12 protein-coding genes are annotated in these 15,956 nt (G+C 43.4%); 5 read left to right on the top strand and 7 right to left on the bottom strand.

Features of this window, described 5'->3' with window-relative positions:
* Nucleotides 1-6: 6 nt before the first annotated feature.
* Nucleotides 7-1,236: a (Fe-S)-binding protein gene (locus tag ABFC84_01060; protein ID MEN6411333.1), complete on the top strand. Its 1,230-nt coding sequence runs from the start codon at nt 7-9 to the stop codon at nt 1,234-1,236.
* Nucleotides 1,237-1,489: 253 nt separating this feature from the next.
* Here ABFC84_01060 and ABFC84_01065 read toward each other — a convergent pair whose 3' ends face one another.
* The gene (locus ABFC84_01065; protein MEN6411334.1) at nt 1,490-2,695 is read right to left on the bottom strand and encodes a hypothetical protein; all 1,206 of its coding nucleotides are present in this window, start codon (nt 2,693-2,695) and stop codon (nt 1,490-1,492) included.
* Nucleotides 2,696-3,048: 353 nt separating this feature from the next.
* Between ABFC84_01065 and ABFC84_01070 the strand changes: the two genes are divergently transcribed.
* Nucleotides 3,049-3,729: a hypothetical protein gene (locus ABFC84_01070; protein MEN6411335.1), complete on the top strand. Its 681-nt coding sequence runs from the start codon at nt 3,049-3,051 to the stop codon at nt 3,727-3,729.
* Between the two features lie 107 nt (nt 3,730-3,836).
* Here the strand turns inward: ABFC84_01070 and ABFC84_01075 are convergent, their stop codons facing one another.
* The 3 genes from ABFC84_01075 to ABFC84_01085 all read right to left on the bottom strand — a co-directional run bounded on the left by ABFC84_01075 (nt 3,837) and on the right by ABFC84_01085 (nt 7,217).
* On the bottom strand, nt 3,837-4,805 hold the full coding sequence (locus tag ABFC84_01075; GenBank protein MEN6411336.1) for a D-2-hydroxyacid dehydrogenase: 969 nt from the start codon (nt 4,803-4,805) through the stop codon (nt 3,837-3,839).
* Nucleotides 4,806-4,968: 163 nt separating this feature from the next.
* Nucleotides 4,969-5,919, bottom strand: coding sequence for a response regulator (locus tag ABFC84_01080; GenBank protein MEN6411337.1), 951 nt, complete (start codon nt 5,917-5,919; stop codon nt 4,969-4,971).
* A 5-nt stretch (nt 5,920-5,924) separates the two neighbouring features.
* Nucleotides 5,925-7,217, bottom strand: coding sequence for an ATP-binding protein (locus ABFC84_01085; GenBank protein ID MEN6411338.1), 1,293 nt, complete (start codon nt 7,215-7,217; stop codon nt 5,925-5,927).
* 213 nt (nt 7,218-7,430) lie between these two features.
* On the opposite strand from ABFC84_01085, the gene ABFC84_01090 reads away from it, so the two are divergent.
* Nucleotides 7,431-8,834: a DASS family sodium-coupled anion symporter gene (locus ABFC84_01090; protein MEN6411339.1), complete on the top strand. Its 1,404-nt coding sequence runs from the start codon at nt 7,431-7,433 to the stop codon at nt 8,832-8,834.
* A 379-nt stretch (nt 8,835-9,213) separates the two neighbouring features.
* On the opposite strand, the gene ABFC84_01095 is transcribed toward ABFC84_01090, so the two are convergent.
* Nucleotides 9,214-9,600 carry a hypothetical protein gene (locus ABFC84_01095; GenBank protein MEN6411340.1) on the bottom strand — a complete coding sequence of 129 codons (387 nt, stop codon included), beginning with the start codon at nt 9,598-9,600 and terminating at the stop codon, nt 9,214-9,216.
* 200 nt (nt 9,601-9,800) lie between these two features.
* Nucleotides 9,801-11,576 carry a carbon starvation protein A gene (locus ABFC84_01100; GenBank protein MEN6411341.1) on the bottom strand — a complete coding sequence of 592 codons (1,776 nt, stop codon included), beginning with the start codon at nt 11,574-11,576 and terminating at the stop codon, nt 9,801-9,803.
* A 373-nt stretch (nt 11,577-11,949) separates the two neighbouring features.
* Between ABFC84_01100 and ABFC84_01105 the strand changes: the two genes are divergently transcribed.
* Complete coding sequence (locus ABFC84_01105) at nt 11,950-12,444, top strand: hypothetical protein (protein MEN6411342.1); 495 nt, start codon at nt 11,950-11,952, stop codon at nt 12,442-12,444.
* A gap of 146 nt (nt 12,445-12,590) precedes the next feature.
* Nucleotides 12,591-13,772: a MalY/PatB family protein gene (locus ABFC84_01110; GenBank protein MEN6411343.1), complete on the top strand. Its 1,182-nt coding sequence runs from the start codon at nt 12,591-12,593 to the stop codon at nt 13,770-13,772.
* Nucleotides 13,773-13,908: 136 nt separating this feature from the next.
* Here the strand turns inward: ABFC84_01110 and ltrA are convergent, their stop codons facing one another.
* Nucleotides 13,909-15,291: a group II intron reverse transcriptase/maturase gene (gene ltrA, locus ABFC84_01115; protein ID MEN6411344.1), complete on the bottom strand. Its 1,383-nt coding sequence runs from the start codon at nt 15,289-15,291 to the stop codon at nt 13,909-13,911.
* Between the last annotated feature and the right edge of the window lie 665 nt (nt 15,292-15,956).

The following is a 15,956-nucleotide window of genomic DNA, read 5'->3' on the forward strand; positions in this document are numbered from 1 at the left end:
TTTACGATGAAAAACACTGATAAGCAAGAACAATATCTAAAAAAAGCAGGCGAAATTGTCAGCCAATGCGACCGCTGCGGCGCCTGTCTGCCGGTATGTCCGCTGTTTGGTGCAAAGGATATCGAGTTTTCCAGCGCCCGGGGTAAAAACAACGTAGCCCGGGGAATCCTGCAGGGAGTCATCCAGCCGACTCCCGCGGCAATGGCTGTGCTCAATTTCTGTCTTCTCTGCCGAACCTGTGTGGACAACTGTCCCAGCAAAGTGCAAACCGATGAAGCGATGATTGCACTCCGGCAGTACTTTGCTGAAAAAAACGGCACCCCCGGTGCCAAATACAAAGCTCTGGGGAATTTAATGAAAAACCGGACACTGGTGAAATTCTCCGCCGGCGCGCTTAAAGTGCTGCGCAAAACCGGCTTAAACAGTCTGGTTCCCCACGGCATGGCTCCCGGCGAATTTACCCGCAAAGAATATCTGGCCTCCTTTGCCGGGCCTGCCGCTCTAAGCGGCTCCGTACCGTCGTCGCCGGTTCAACTGGCGAAAAAAGCCAAAGCCGCCTATTTTCGGGGCTGCGGCATGCATATGATGTTCCCCGATGCCGAAAAAGAATCCATTGCCATTTTGCGCAGCGTAACCGACCTGCAGCTTGTGGACAACGTATGCTGCGGTTTGCCTCACCTGGCCCACGGACTGCGCGGCGATTTTTTGGCAATGGCAAAAAAGAATATCGCTTTATTTGAAAAAGCCGACGTAATTGTCAGCGATTGTGCCAGCTGCAGCGGCACGCTGAAACACATCGGAGCTTATTTTGCCGACGACCCGGAATGGAAAGACCGGGCGGCCGCCTTCAGCCAGAAAGTAATGGACTTCAGCGAATACCTGACCCATATCGGCTACACGCCCCGCCACCGGGTTGCTGCCAAACTGACCTTCCATGAACCCTGCCATCTAGGCCGGGGCCAGGGCGTAAAAAAGCAGCCCCGGGAGCTATTAAAAGCAGCCGGCGACTATATCGAAATGAAAGACGCCAATGTCTGCTGCGGCGGTGCCGGTTCCTTTCATATGGATTATCCTGAAGTAGCCGCCGCTATTCTCGACAAAAAGCGGATCAACATTGAAAATTCCGGTGCCCAAATCGTAGTAACGGAATGTCCCACCTGCCTCGTCCAGCTGAACAAAGCCGCCGCCAACAGCGGCGGAAAATTCAAGGTTATGCACATCAGCCAGGTGATTTGAGCAAAAAAGCATCGCATTTTCCTAAAATAACACAGTGGCCTCAACCCGTATCTTACAAGGGATGAGGCCACTTTTGTTCATCTTTCCGCTCTATTTTTATAAGTGATTTGACATCCGTATATCATATTTACCATAAAAAAACAATAATCCTGCCAACATTACAATTTTTGGCAGGATTATTGTTTTAGGATTTATATTTATTTTTTTCGGCTATTCCGCACTTTCTCTATCAATTTCACTTCCCGCAGCACGGCTAAACTTTTTGCCGCTGCTGCGGGGACAGATCATTTCTCCGCATTTTGCGCCGGGTACAAAAGTCAAATACATAGGATTCCGGCTGACTCGAAGCTAGAGGCTCCGCCTGTGGAAATCTAGCTTCGCCCGGGAATACTTCATCCTTCGTATGACCCTTTAAAGTCCAGCGGCGTGTATGGTTGAACAGGTCAAGCAGCTTATTGTTTAACGACTTAATCATTTTAGCAGAGTTGACATCCAGACATTCCTGTAAATATTCCAGCAGTTCTTCCATTGTACCATCTTCACTGATTATATCCAGACTGTTCCTAATGATTTCAGCCACGACTTCCGGCGGTATATTGCATTTTCTGTAAAGAAAAGAAGTAATGTCATGCAATGCCGGGGTTTGCTCCTTATAATCCGGCTGACTGGCCTGAAGCAATTGTTGTTTATCAAAGGGATAATAATCAATCGCCGCTATCGCCTGCTGTTTTCTTTTAATCGCATTGGGATTTAAAACCCGGCTGTCGGCAACCCCTGACAAAGTGTCTTCCATCTGATCATAACAGCGGATTGCACCTGAAATAACATTTACATATTCCAATATATTGATTCCCTCGCCTGTCAGTTGTTCTAATTGAGCTTTCGCCTGGGTAAAATCAAGTACCCCGTAATAAAATAACATGCCCTGGGTCAAGCGAATCCACTGACTGTTGCGCTTTACTTTTCGGGCTAATTCCGGACCTGCGGCTCGCCTGAATACAACCGCCACTTCCTCCGGCATAATAATTGCTTTCCTGCCGTTATGGTTACCGAAAAAAATCAATCCATGTTTCCGTAAATAATTGGCCAAAGCAGGGGAAATATGCGGTTGATAAATAATTCCACCGCTTTTGACCAGCTTCTGCGCCAACTGGTACCGTTCTTCGTCAAAACAGGCGAATACCTCAGAAGCCTGCAGCGGAATAGCAACCAGCAACCTTTCGACAAGCTTCTGCTTTTTTAAAGAACTGGCATTTCTTACGGAAAGATTTTTGCGAACTTCGTCCAGTTCGTCCTTCGTCATCCCCAGAAGCATAATTTTAAGCTGGTATGGCGATATAATTTGCTGTCCCAGCCATGAGTTCCGCCTTTCCGGCCTGCCGTCAGCCTGCCATTTTAACCTGCACGGCATAGCTTCCGGCATTAAATTCTCAGCGTGTTTTTCAAACCCAGTGTCCATAAAAAACACTCCCACCGATTTTCTCTATTCCCTTTTCCTGTTATAGTCTGCCAATGCTATACAATCTTATTCTTTCAGGCATTCTTCAGTAAATATCCTGCTGCTAAATTATAACAAAATAAAAAAGCGCAAGGAAATAATCCCGGCGCCTTTGCCAAAGTAACTATCATATTATAATTGAGATTATGATATCACCTATTATCTGTCATGTCAATCATCTTGACTCCTAAATTCTCCGGCAAAGCCTGCTTCTTATCTTTAAAAATTTGTAACAGAATTGTAATCAATCAAACAACAAACCGTAAAAATTGAACCGTATAATAAAAATTGTAAAAAAGAAGGGGGGATCCATTATGATAAAGAAAAAAATAGTTATCGCTGTTTTGCTGAGCGGCTTCGTTCTGGCCAGTTTGGCAATTCTGCCTGTTACGCAAGCATCCCCGGCCACTGGCGAGCCGGCGGCATGCGGGCCTAACATGATGCTGCAGCGAATGGCCGACGATTGGGGGCTGGAAAAAACCGCTTTGGAAAAATATCTGCAGCAGGGTGTCAATCCCCACGACCTCATGCATGCGGCATTAGTAGCAAAAGCCGCCAATAAATCGCTGCCGGAAATTCTTTCGCTGAAAACCCTTGCCAACACCTGGGGCGATGTCGAGCAGTCACTGGGTATTACAACGCAGCAAATCCGCGCGTTACACGAAGAGATGCTGGCAGCTAAAATGGCCGGCGATCTGTCCGTTCCCAAAGGAACCGTTCTCGCTTTACTAAAATCGGGCTATATACCGCCGGATATTGAAATAGCCGCTATACTGGCTAAAAACACCCAAAAACCAATACCCGACATTTTGTCCCTGAAGAAAATCAACAATAGCTGGTCAGATGTCGCGCAATCGTTAGGGGTAGATCAGGAGACTTTCAGGCAAAGCCTGGCTAAAAATCACAGCCTTATGCCTGGGCCGGGGATGCACGGTCCTGATAGTCAGCCCGGCCCCGGCATGGATGACATGTATAGCGGGGCCGGCAGGCCGTAAACATTTTATAGAAAGGAGTTGTCAATTCTCTCAGACAACTCCTTTTCACTTTCTTTGTTTTGGAGCCAATTTAATTGCTCTTCTATCTTGATTGTATAACCGATTAATCAGCCCACGTGTTTATTTACAACATGAACCGGGGTGCCTGCCAAAAACTTTTTAAGGTTATCAATGGCAATATTCATAAGACGAGACCTGGATTCCCGGGGCGCCCAGGCAATGTGTGGTGTTATAATACAGTTTTTAGCACTTAGCAGCGGATTATCAGCTTTGATAGGCTCGGTCGAAACAACATCAAGTCCGGCCGCATAAACCTTACCGCTATTGAGTGCTTCAGCTAAATCTTCTTCCACTACAAGCGGGCCGCGAGAAGTATTTATAATGATAACCCCGTCTTTCATTTTAGCAATGTTGTCTTTGTTAATGATACCCTTGGTACTCTCAAATAATGGACAATGCAATGAGATAATATCAGAGTTTGCAAATAAGCCCTCCAGAGTTACATATTGTAAACCATTGTTTTCCCGGGATTTATCTGGATAGCTGTCATATGCTACAACTTTCATGCCTAACGCCTGGGCAATGGCTCCTGTGCGCTGTCCGATTCTGCCAAATCCAATAATACCTATTGTTTTACCGGCAAGTTCGATCAGCGAATTATTCCAGTAGCACCAATCCGGACAATTTGTCCAGTCCCCTTTTGCTACACTTTGACTGTGTTCGCCAATATGATGACATATTTCCAGCAGCAATGCTATGGCAAATTGTGATACGGCATCTGTTCCATACGTCGGAATATTGGTGACAAGAATACCTTTTTGGCTTGCCGTATCGATGTCAACGATATTATAACCGGTTGCCAATACCCCAATAAATTTTATTTGCGAACAAGCGGCAAGTACCGCTTTATTAAGAACGGTTTTATTCGTAAAAACTACCTCGGCATCCCCAATTCTTTCAATAGTTTTGTCAGGAAGTGTCCTATCATAAATAACAGTATCGCCCAAAGCCCTAAGACCGTCCCAGCTTAGATCCCCTGGATTTAGAGTATACCCATCTAATACAACTATTTTCATAAGCCATCTGCCTTCCTTATAAGCTTTCATCGTCTTCATATATTTTCCATACTATAAATTTATCATTAAAAGTGCATTTTGCCAAGTTTATGACTGTGAAATAATAAACATCGGAAAGAAGCTGACTTAGTTCTTTAGCGTGAAACCGCCAATATCATTTACGTTATGCCAGTCCTGAGCCGTCCCTGGATCTGCTTCTTCTTTTTGCTTCGAGGAAAAAAATTTTTACGAACTTTTTAATATTAATGTGTGCGTGAAAAATAGAGGGTTCGGTATTGCTTTGCAAGGTACGCATTATTTTTCTGATTTCGGTAAAATCGAAGAATTTCGGCGCATATTCTTCAAATTTCGGATTGGTATAATCTGTAATGCCAAGAGCGGCTAAATAGTTTAAGCCTTGAAAAATGGCTCGGCGTACTCGTTGTTCCAGAGCTTTGGCTTCTTTTCTTATAGTATCCGAATTAGAAGGCAGCAGTCCTGCCCGTTTGATTGCCACATTCGTAAAAACATCTTTTAATGAAGGAAACTCATGCACCAGAGATTGTCCCTTTTCATGGGTGGATAAATAATCCAAAACATCCAGCAAATCTTTACTGCCGCTTTCACCAATCATCCCCAATTCGGCAAGGAGGAATTGTCCTGAAGCAATAATAGTATTTTCGTTGATAGCAGCAGGGTCTGAGTCGGAAGGTCTGCCGGAATTTAGCATATTCAGGTTTTCCCCAATGTTGTTTATTACTGTTTGAAGTCGGATATATTCCGTCACTTTTTGAATGACGCTGATTACTTCAATCCGGTTGATCGGTTTGGTAATATAATGGTGTACGCCTAATAAATAGGCATTGCCAATCATTTCTTTATCTTCCACTTGCGACAGCATAATAATTCTCCCATGAAAAGCGGGAGTGAGTTCGCGGACAGTTTGAATTCCATCCCTTATTGGCATTAATAAATCAATAATCAGGATATCAATCGCTTTTATATTTAATAGGCGGGCATTAACGGCAGCGCCATTGTCTGCTTCCCCGACTACTTCGCCCAGATCATTATCTTCGATTATTTCAGCTAACATGGAACAAATCGCTTCATCATCATCAACAATAAAAAAGCGCATGCTGTTTATCCTTCTTTCGCTAGACTTTTCAAGGGCAGTTGAATGATAAATACTGTTTTATTCTCAGGAGGAGTACCCTCTATTGCAATGCTGCCATGCAAACTGTTGGCTAGATTCTTGATATAAGACAACCCCATGCCAGTGGAGGGATTACCTGCCGCATCAAATTTAGTTGTATAGCCGGGCTTAAAAATCAAATTTCTTTTTTTAGGCGGGATACCTGAACCGTTATCGGCTACACGAAAGGCAATATTATTGCCAATACTATAAAAAGATATTTGAATTGAACCGGAATCCTGGATGGATTCTACTGCATTGGATACTAGATTGTTGACAAGGGATAAAACGGTATAGACATGCAGCAGGGGCAGCATCGCTGCAATCTGTACATCGAAAGTAATCGTTTTATTCAAGGAGCGGGCATATTTCTGATGGGATTGAACGATAATATCCGCTAATTCTGCAGCAGGCATGTAGTCCCGAAATTTTCCGCCTGCTATTAATTGGCTAAGACTGGCATAGATTCGTTGATTATTTTTTTTTATTTCATGAACTTGACCTGCAATTCTCAGTATGATTTGCGCCAACTCATTCTTATCAAAGGACTCTTGGCCGCTGTGTAATCTTTCATATAAATTATAACAATTTCGTGTAATATTTTCCGCATGCTGCAAAGAATTTTCAAGATGAACGCCTTCCTCATACAGGCTGGAAATGAGCAGCAGAAGATGGTGATTTTCTTCTCTTTGTTGTTCTATCGCGATTTCAGCATGACGTAAATTAGTAATATAAAAGAAACTCAAAATAAAAAAGTTGCGGATGATGGCAATAATTAAAATTTTACAAATAATGGGGAAAGCAAACAAGACAGCGACACTGGAATAAGTCAGTGTAAGCATGAGTTCCACAATACTAGCGGCCAGTTCGGCAATGATAGCCACTATACCAATTCGCAGCGGCTGATTATACAATGTTTTAGCTTTTAACAAATAGAAGACCGTGGCATATGTGATGTAATAAAAAAAAGCCGGAAACCGGAGTGCAAAAATAGCAGCAAAAGAGCCCGTCCCTATCTGCCAGTCCAATGCTATCCGAAATACGAGAACGGAAAAACCAGCTAATAAGCCGGATAAAACAAACGGGATATTGCGCAGCCACAATAAAAAAAACAAAAACATGGGAGAGCCGAAACTAACGCGAAAGGAGCCGAATTCACCGGTAAAAGGATAGAATTTAAGTTCTCCGGCTAAAGGAATAATCAGAATCATTAACAAAATGGCAAGCCGATTTTTTCTCATTGCTATACACTTCTTTACATAAGGCTTAGGCGGCATATACAGTCTGTTTTATAAAAATACAAACAATCTCTTCTTTGCATACATTGTACATAACAGCAGAAGCTTTAGCTGCTTTCAGCCTATTTAAAAAAAATCTAATTTTATGTCGGATCCTATAGTTTGCATGATAAATTTGAATTGTAACAATTATTCAAATTATAGGAGGCGGCAGCATTGAATAATAAGTTGGGAAAAGGTCTTGTTTGTATACTCATTGGTATCGTCATTTGGTTTATTCCTATCCCTCAGGGAATAAAACCGGCAGCATGGCATCTGCTGGCTGTTTTTGCAGCCACAATAGCGGCGTTTATTCTGCAGCCAGTGGCCATTGGTACGGCAGCAATCGTTGGACTAACGACAGTTGTCATCGCCGGAATTCTTAGTCCGGGACAAGCGCTTGAAGGATTTAGCAATACAGTCATTTGGCTTATTGTATCGGCGTTTATGTTTGCTGAGGGCTTCATTAAAACCGGGTTAGGCCGACGGATTGCTTTTGTTTTAATGAGCAAATTCGGTGATAGCACGCTAAAGCTGGCGTATACCATAGCGGCGACGGATTTCATTGTTGCACCCTTTACCCCGTCGAATACTGCCCGGGGCGGAGGAATTATCTACCCGATTGTTCGAAGTTTATGCACGGCTTTTGGCTCTGAACCGGGAGCGACAGCCGGCAGAGTCGGAAAATTTTTAATTTTTAGCGCATATAACAGCGTAATCATTTCCGCATCGGTATTTTTGACGGGCGCATCAAACAATGTTGTAGTTGTAAAATTAACCCAGGATTTGTTTGGCCAACCGATTAGCTGGTCTCAATGGTTTTTGGCTTGTATCGTACCAGGCATAATCTGTACGATCCTGATTCCGTATATTTTGTATAAAATTTATCCACCGGAACTGAAAAAGACTCCGGAAGCTCCTAAACTCGCCCGAAAAGAATTAGCCCAAATGGGCGAGATGAGTAAGTCGGAAAAAATATTGCTAATTATCTTTCTCGGTGCCCTTATCCTTTGGGCTACCAGCAGTATTACCGGTCTTGACTCAGCCTTTGTCGCTTTATTGGGCTTATCCTTCATGCTTATTACCGGAATTCTTACTTGGGAGGACGTGCTGGGACAAAAAGGAGCCTGGGATGTACTGATTTGGATGGGCGTTTTAGTAAATATGGCCGCCTATCTGGCTAAACTCGGCTTGATTACCTGGTTTGCTAAACTGGTGGAAGTTCACCTGGCGGGAATTTCCTGGCTCAGCGTGATGATTATTCTCTGCATTATTTATACCTTTGTGCATTACGGATTTGCCAGCAATACGGCTCACGTAATGGCCCTTTTTGGCGCATTTGCTACTGTGGCGATCGCTGCCGGCGCACCGGTACTCTTAATCGCTATCTTGTTAGGCGTACTTGCCAATACCTGCTCGACTTTGACTCATTACGCCTGCGGCGTTTCGCCTATTTTCTTTGGTTCAGGCTATATCACCCAAAGCGAGTGGTGGCGTCTTGGTTTTATGCTCTCTGCCCTTCATTTGGTAATATGGCTGGGAATTGGCGTCCCATGGATGAAAGTTATAGGAATATGGTAACTAATTTCTCTTCGCCTTTCATCGCAATTTATAATAATTAGGTTCGACACTCCGTTTGATAATCCTGTCTAAAACAGCCCGTAATCCAGATTTTATAAGGGCCTGCGGCATTTCCCCCAGGTAATTCCGGCTTAATCGTCTTCAATTGCCTTAGATAGTTTCAACTGTTGAATTATACAGAAATTTACAGTCTTCCGTTACACTCCACCTCGTGATGAACACCCCTAACATTAGCTATACACTTCCCGCCGAGCATGTTCAGAACTTTCACCGTTAGACAGCGCCCGTGCCGGGCGCAACCAGAAAAAGGAGTTGTCAATTCTCAGACAACTCCTTTTAACTTTCTTATTTTGGGGCCAATTTAATTCCTCTTCTATCCTTATTGCATAAATTTGATTGTTACGCCTGGTAAGTACTGCGGAATTGTTGCCGCCAGGTCATCAAAAAATCCTTTATCCTGAATCATCCGTTCAAGCTGCTTTCGTTCAACAATTGCATAAGGTCTAATGACTCCCAGCATTGGGTGATGAATTTCCGACAGGAGTTGCCCGCTGTCAACACTTGTGATATAAATACCATTTAAGTGAAATGTATATTCACCGGCAACTTTTTCAGCTTCAACAACTTGCAGACCCATTTTATTTTCTTTGCCAGAAAGCATCGTATTGATCGCCGTAAACATGTGAGGATGCCTTGCTTGGACTCCTTCGACTACCCTTTCCCGAAACGGTACAAATTCTTCCTTTATAAATTTATCCAAATCCATTCTCATTCCTCCTGCTTGAGTACTTATAAAATATAGTGCCCACACCAAAAAAAAATACTCCTGCGTTCGAATTAATAATTGACTCCATGTAATATTCCTTCTTTCAATTCAACCAGCGGAAGCAAAAAGAACGTCCCCCTCTCTTTAAAATTCAAACGGCACTTTACGCTTTGCGCAAAGTGCCGTTTTTCTGCATTTTCTTATGCTGTTTCTTTTAAAGTCTTGCCATTTCCTATGCTGAGCCATACTTTTACGGCATCAACGATAACAAAAGCAATCAGAATCATCATGACTGCACTGGCACCGGCCAATAACATCTGACCTTTCGGCAGATAGAATTGAAAGATGTTGTAGAAACCTGCAGTCATTGCAGTTACAATCATAAAGCAGAGCGGAGCCAGGGTAACCCACACATACTTTCCTTTACCCATGCGCAGCAGCATTGTCGTACCAATAGTTAACGCCATGCTGGCAAGCAGTTGGTTGGAAAGGCCGAACAGCGGCCAAATCGATGCGATGGAACCACCAAACAGCAAGTAGCCCCAGGCAAAAGAAATTAAAGCGCTGGTGAAGACGATACCGGGTGTCCAATGAGCGTCGGAAAGGGGTTTGTATATCATGCCGCCGACTTCCTGCAGCAGATAACGACCAACACGAGTACCGGCATCAATAATCGTCAGAATAAACAAGGCTTCAAACATAATGGCAAAATGATACAGGAAGGACATAAAGCTTTCCAGTCCCGGAATTTGTGCGAAGATATGTGCCATGCCTACGGCAAGGGATACTGCACCGCCTGGCCGGCCGGCAACATTTTCACCCACCATTTGTGACAAGACCGGAAGTTCCTGTACATCCAAACCAAGTTTTGCAAATACTGCCGGAGCGCTGTTGATGGCAAAGTAGTCGGCAGGAATCAGGCTGGTCGCTGCAATCAGCGCCATGACACCAACAAAGGATTCAGCCAGCATAGCGCCAAAACCAATTGGCAGAATCTCCCGTTCATTGGCAAGCATTTTAGGTGTTGTACCGGTTGCAATAACGGAATGAAAACCGGAAATCGCACCGCAGGCAACAGTGATACAAACGAAAGGCCAAACCGGACCGGGAACAACCGGACCGCCGCCGCTGATGAACTGGGTGATAGCCGGCATATGAATCTGCGGCTGAACAATAATAATCCCCAAAGCCAAAGCACCGATAGTACCAATTTTCATGTACGTACTCAAATAATCACGGGGAGCCAGCAGCAGCCAAACCGGCAGTGCCGCTGCGATAAAACCATATACAGGAAGAATAACATCCAGTTGGGTACGGGTAAGGGTAAAGAAAGACGCCCAGGAAGAATCCTGAATCAGCGCGCCGCCAAACACAGCCGCGATAATCATAACAACACCGACAAAGGATGCCTCGCCGATATGACCGGGTCGCAGATAGCGCATGTAGATACCGATAAAGAGTGCTATTGGAATTGTTGCGCCAACGGTAAACGCACCCCAAGGGCTGTTAAATAATGCATTTGCCACGGCAATCCCCATACCAGCCATGGTGATAATCAGAATGAAGATAACAGCAATGGCAGCAGCCAGACCAGCTGATTTACCGATCTCAGCCTTGGCAATTTCGGCAATGGACAAACCATCATGCCGAACGGATGCAAAAAGAATAATCATATCATGGACAGCCCCGCCGATGCAGGCACCCACCAGCAGCCAGATTGCACCCGGCAAATAACCGAACTGTGCGGCAAGTACCGGACCGACAAGTGGACCGGCTCCCGCAATTGCGGCAAAATGATGTCCGAAAACTACCCATTTATTCGTGGGCACATAATCGTGGCCGTCTTCGTGGACAACGGCCGGAGTCGGACGGTTGGGATCAAGCGCTAACACTTTTGCTGCAATGAAGGCGCCGTAGTAACGATAGCAAAGGGTCAGCACCAAAGCCGCAATAATAACAAGATAAATACCATTCATAGACTCTTACCTCCTTAGATTTATTGAATTTTAAGAATTTATTACAATTAAACTATACAGTAAATTTTTTAATTAATAAATGCAATCTATCTGAATGGACTAAAATGAGGTTTGAATAGAAATTATGGAGAATGAATGGAAATAATAAAATTGTTAACCTTAAAATGGCTTACCTTATTTGAGCCCAGTCTATGTATGTCCCTCAATTCAATATAAACCGTAAAAATTTTATTGTCATATATCCAATAACAAACGGCATAAAAATGAAGGTAATGGAATAACGCTTGTCGTAATCGTTATTATAACGTTGTTTACTCTTTAGTACCTCGGCTCCGATAATCAAGCCTATAAAATCGAAAAGAGGGCATGCGAAATGAAAAAGCTTTTATTTGCAATTATTTTTACATTAATAACAAACGTATGCTTTGCCGAAGATATTTATGTCGTTACCGAAAATGGATTTACAAAGTACCTTCGAACAGAAACATTAAGTGCAACCGTGGTACCTAAAACAGACCTTGAATCACTCTATGAAATGACATATAGCCTAATTTGCATACCTGACAAAGCTACTTTAGATAAAATTAGAACCCAAACTTTTGATAATAAATTAGCTTTTGAAAAGCAGACATTTACTTTCAAATGTTCCTTTTACAAAAGCAATAATCAATGGATTCCAGACGGTTCAATTTGGCTAAACAGCGATGAATTTTGGGGCTATTCTCCCGAGAAATGTTTGTATGAATCACACGGTCTTATACCAGGTGGTGCTTATTACGGTAATAGTCCAGAAGCAGCGTTTAATAGAAACATCGTTCTTACCGTTTACAATTATGTAGTTTCTCATAACTTAATTAATTATAATTAACTTGGATCCTGAAGTTCCATGCTTTATATCTATTCCGTACCATTTATGATTTGTTTGCGTTGAATACTAAAAAACGCAATATATCTGCTGGCGCATTGACTGAGTGGCTTCGTCAACGCCTTTCAAATTATTAAGGGGGAGTTTCAATGATAAAATATAATTTTGACCAGTTGATTAACCGGAGAAGTACTGCATCCAGCAAATGGGACGGTGCACATCTCTTACTGGGAGAAAAAGCCAAAGATGCCATTCCTATGTGGGTAGCCGATATGGATTTCCAAGTTCCGCGAAAGGTTATCGAGGCCTTAAAGAACAGAGTCGAACATGGTATTTTTGGATATCCCATACTTACTACTTCATATTATGATGCTGTTATAGGCTGGATGGACCGGCGATATAAATGGCCGATCAAACAGGAATGGATTCATTTCTCTCCCGGCGTCGTTTCAGCTCTGAATTTTCTTGTACAAGCGTTTACTAAAGAGAATGATTGTATTGCGATTCAATCTCCGGTCTACTACCCTTTTACGAATTGCATTGTCAATAATAATCGCCAGGTAGTTCTGAATTGTCTTAAATTTGAAAATGATCGTTATACCATGGACTATAAAGACCTAGATGAAAAACTTGCCGCCAGCAACGTAAAAATGTTAATTTTGTGTAATCCCCACAATCCAGTGGGAAGGGTTTGGACAAAAGATGAGTTGATTACTTTAGGAAAGATATGTATTAAGCATGATGTGCTCATTATTTCCGACGAAATTCACGCTGATTTAACGTATAAGGGATTTACGACCACCGCCTTTGCTACTATTTCCGAAGAATTTTCCCAAAATGCGATTGTATGTACAGCTCCAAGTAAAACCTTTAATTTAGCAGGTTTGCAAACATCCAACATAATTATTCCTAATTCAGCACTAGGCGAAATATTTGATAACCATATGAAGAAACTCAATTTGCTTAAACCTAATGTTTTCGGGCAAGTGGCGGCAGAGGCTGCTTACAATTACGGGGAAGAATGGCTGGAGCAAGTAAAAGAATATTTGCAGGGAAATTTAGAATATCTACTACATTTTGTTAATGAAAAAAACGGGAAAATTAAAGTAATCCAGCCCGAAGGTACTTATCTCATATGGATGGATTGCCGGGAACTTCATCTAAATAATCAATTTCTCAGAGATTTTATGCTTGAGAAAGCCAGAGTCGCTATGGACGATGGATATCTGTTCGGCCCCGGAGGGGAAGGATTTATGCGCATGAATATCGCATGCAGCCGTTCAACGTTGAAAACAGCGCTTAAACAAATTGAACAAGCCGTAAATAACTAAATGTAGGACCCCAAACTCGCAAGTAATCAATTACCTATTTATCTTGATAAAAATCGAGTAGGAGGCTACCCATTAATTGAGTAGCCGACCTCTCCCACCACAGTGCGTACCGTTCGGTACACGGCGGTTCAATAATTTAACGTAAATGAAATGCCTCGTATTTCTTCGTTATGTTCATATAGCCTAGGGATTCGAGGTATTTGTCTGTTAGCGTTCTTTTCAGTATTGGACTATTTGCTACACGCCAATATCCCAATCTTGTATTGGCGTATTCCCATGCTTTCCTTTTATCCAGTCCTAATCTTTTCAGATTTTCAAACCGTGCCGAGATTTTCTTCCATTGTTTCCATAGATACATTCTCAACCTGCGTCTTATCCACTGATTCATTTCCTGCATTTTGCCCCGCATGTCAGCGATGGAAAAATAGCCCAGCCATCCGGTTGTGTATCTTCTTAGTTCCAGCAAAATGGCACCGATTGATCGGCCTCTGTTGCGGCCGGTTATTTCTTTGACCTTTTGCTTGTATCGTTTTAATACTTTGCCATGGGGCCGGATTCCTACTTTTCCTACTGCTTTATGCAGTGAGAATCCAAGAAACTTCTCGCGTAACGGACTGCCTACCTTACTTTTCTTACGGTTTACTTTTAGTTTCAGTTTCTCTTCAAGATAGCTTATACAGCTTTCCATTACGCGTTTTGCAGCTCTGGGACTTTTCACGTAGACATTACAGTCGTCTGCATATCTCACAAATTTATGTCCTCTGCTTTCCAGCAGTTTGTCGAATTTCGTGAGATAAATATTGGATAGGAGCGGTGACAGATTCCCTCCCTGCGGTGTTCCCGCTAGGGTCGGGCTCATTATACCGCCTTCCATGACTCCGCTTTTCAGATATTTCCGGATAAGCCCTATTACCCGCTCATCTTTTATTTTCTCGCGGAGCATGTTGATGAGAATGTCATGGTTCACTGTGTCGAAGTACTGCGCCAGGTCGAGCTCTACTATTCTCGTATATCCCTCTTCATAGTAGGCTTCTGCCTGCTTTATGGCCTGATGCGCATTTCTTCCCGGTCGGAAGCCATAGCTACTATCGGAAAATGTCTCTTCGAAGATTGGCTGGAGTACCTGCGCTATGGCCTGCTGTATCAGCCTGTCCAATACCGTTGGTATTCCCAGCTTTCTTTTGCCGCCGTCCGGTTTCGGAATTTCTACCCGTCGTACCGGCTGTGGCTTGTATCTTTCGCTTTTCAGGGCTTCAAGAAATTCTCCTTTGTGCTCTTTCAGCCACGCTTTCATCTCACCAACCTGCATTCCGTCTATTCCTGCAGCACCTTTCTTACGCATTACTCGAAAATAGGCTTTATTCAGATTGTCACGGCTTAAAATTTGCTCTAACAAGTTTACGCGGTTCCTTCTTGCCGATTCCGGTGTCACCATGCTCCGCGCTCCCTTGCTGCTCTTTGCTTCCAGCATACCCTCACAGGGGCAGCCCATTTTACTGGTTTTCTGCTCTCTTAACATGTCTTCACCTTCCTTTGCTCAGAAACTCGATTATTGTTCGGTCTTTCCCGGGAATTTCCCCGGTACTATGACCTCGGCTGACTTCTCACGGTAAATCTTGTTTCAACCATGCTTCAATTTAATTATTTCCGCATGTCCGCGAGACCTCCCCGGGTAAGAACGCAGTCTTTCTCTCCATCTATCCGCTACATCTACAGGATTAGCCTCGAATAGTTTAGGGCTTCAGTTTGTGAGGCAACCTTACCCGGCTTCTTCCTGCCTTGTATGTGATTTCTGTTCGTCGGACCGGAGATTTGCCGCTGGCTTCCTTCAGATTCCACCTCGCGATGGACACCCTTGCTTTAAGCTGTACGCTTGGCACTATTAACCCGCGCTCGGGACTTTCACCCGTTAGACTGCGCCCATGCCGGGCGCACCACAATAATCCCTGTCAAATTAACCAAAATTGACAGGGATTATTCTTTTTTCGCCATTATCAATGATACGGTTCTCCATATCACTCACATTGTCGAATTAGGAGATAGGAAAAATTAGGCATGATGAACGATGATATTAGCAGTCCGCGCCACTGCGGAACAAATTCCAGCTTTTTTTAGATCAAATCGTCTTATCACTTTTAGGCTGTCCATATGCCAATTACCTTCTAACACTAATTGCCGTAATTT

The organism is Veillonellales bacterium, from assembly GCA_039680175.1.
In the GTDB taxonomy this organism is placed as follows: domain Bacteria; phylum Bacillota; class Negativicutes; order JAAYSF01; family JAAYSF01; genus JBDKTO01.

What these genes read in the sequence shown, in the direction of transcription:
- ABFC84_01060 (MEN6411333.1), top strand. Translation starts at nt 7, where the DNA reads ATGAAAAACACTGATAAGCAAGAACAATATCTAAAAAAAGCAGGCGAA.
- ABFC84_01065 (MEN6411334.1), bottom strand. Translation starts at nt 2,695, where the DNA reads ATGGACACTGGGTTTGAAAAACACGCTGAGAATTTAATGCCGGAAGCT.
- ABFC84_01070 (MEN6411335.1), top strand. Translation starts at nt 3,049, where the DNA reads ATGATAAAGAAAAAAATAGTTATCGCTGTTTTGCTGAGCGGCTTCGTT.
- ABFC84_01075 (MEN6411336.1), bottom strand. Translation starts at nt 4,805, where the DNA reads ATGAAAATAGTTGTATTAGATGGGTATACTCTAAATCCAGGGGATCTA.
- ABFC84_01080 (MEN6411337.1), bottom strand. Translation starts at nt 5,919, where the DNA reads ATGCGCTTTTTTATTGTTGATGATGATGAAGCGATTTGTTCCATGTTA.
- ABFC84_01085 (MEN6411338.1), bottom strand. Translation starts at nt 7,217, where the DNA reads ATGAGAAAAAATCGGCTTGCCATTTTGTTAATGATTCTGATTATTCCT.
- ABFC84_01095 (MEN6411340.1), bottom strand. Translation starts at nt 9,600, where the DNA reads ATGGATTTGGATAAATTTATAAAGGAAGAATTTGTACCGTTTCGGGAA.
- ABFC84_01100 (MEN6411341.1), bottom strand. Translation starts at nt 11,576, where the DNA reads ATGAATGGTATTTATCTTGTTATTATTGCGGCTTTGGTGCTGACCCTT.
- ABFC84_01105 (MEN6411342.1), top strand. Translation starts at nt 11,950, where the DNA reads ATGAAAAAGCTTTTATTTGCAATTATTTTTACATTAATAACAAACGTA.
- ABFC84_01110 (MEN6411343.1), top strand. Translation starts at nt 12,591, where the DNA reads ATGATAAAATATAATTTTGACCAGTTGATTAACCGGAGAAGTACTGCA.
- ltrA (MEN6411344.1), bottom strand. Translation starts at nt 15,291, where the DNA reads ATGTTAAGAGAGCAGAAAACCAGTAAAATGGGCTGCCCCTGTGAGGGT.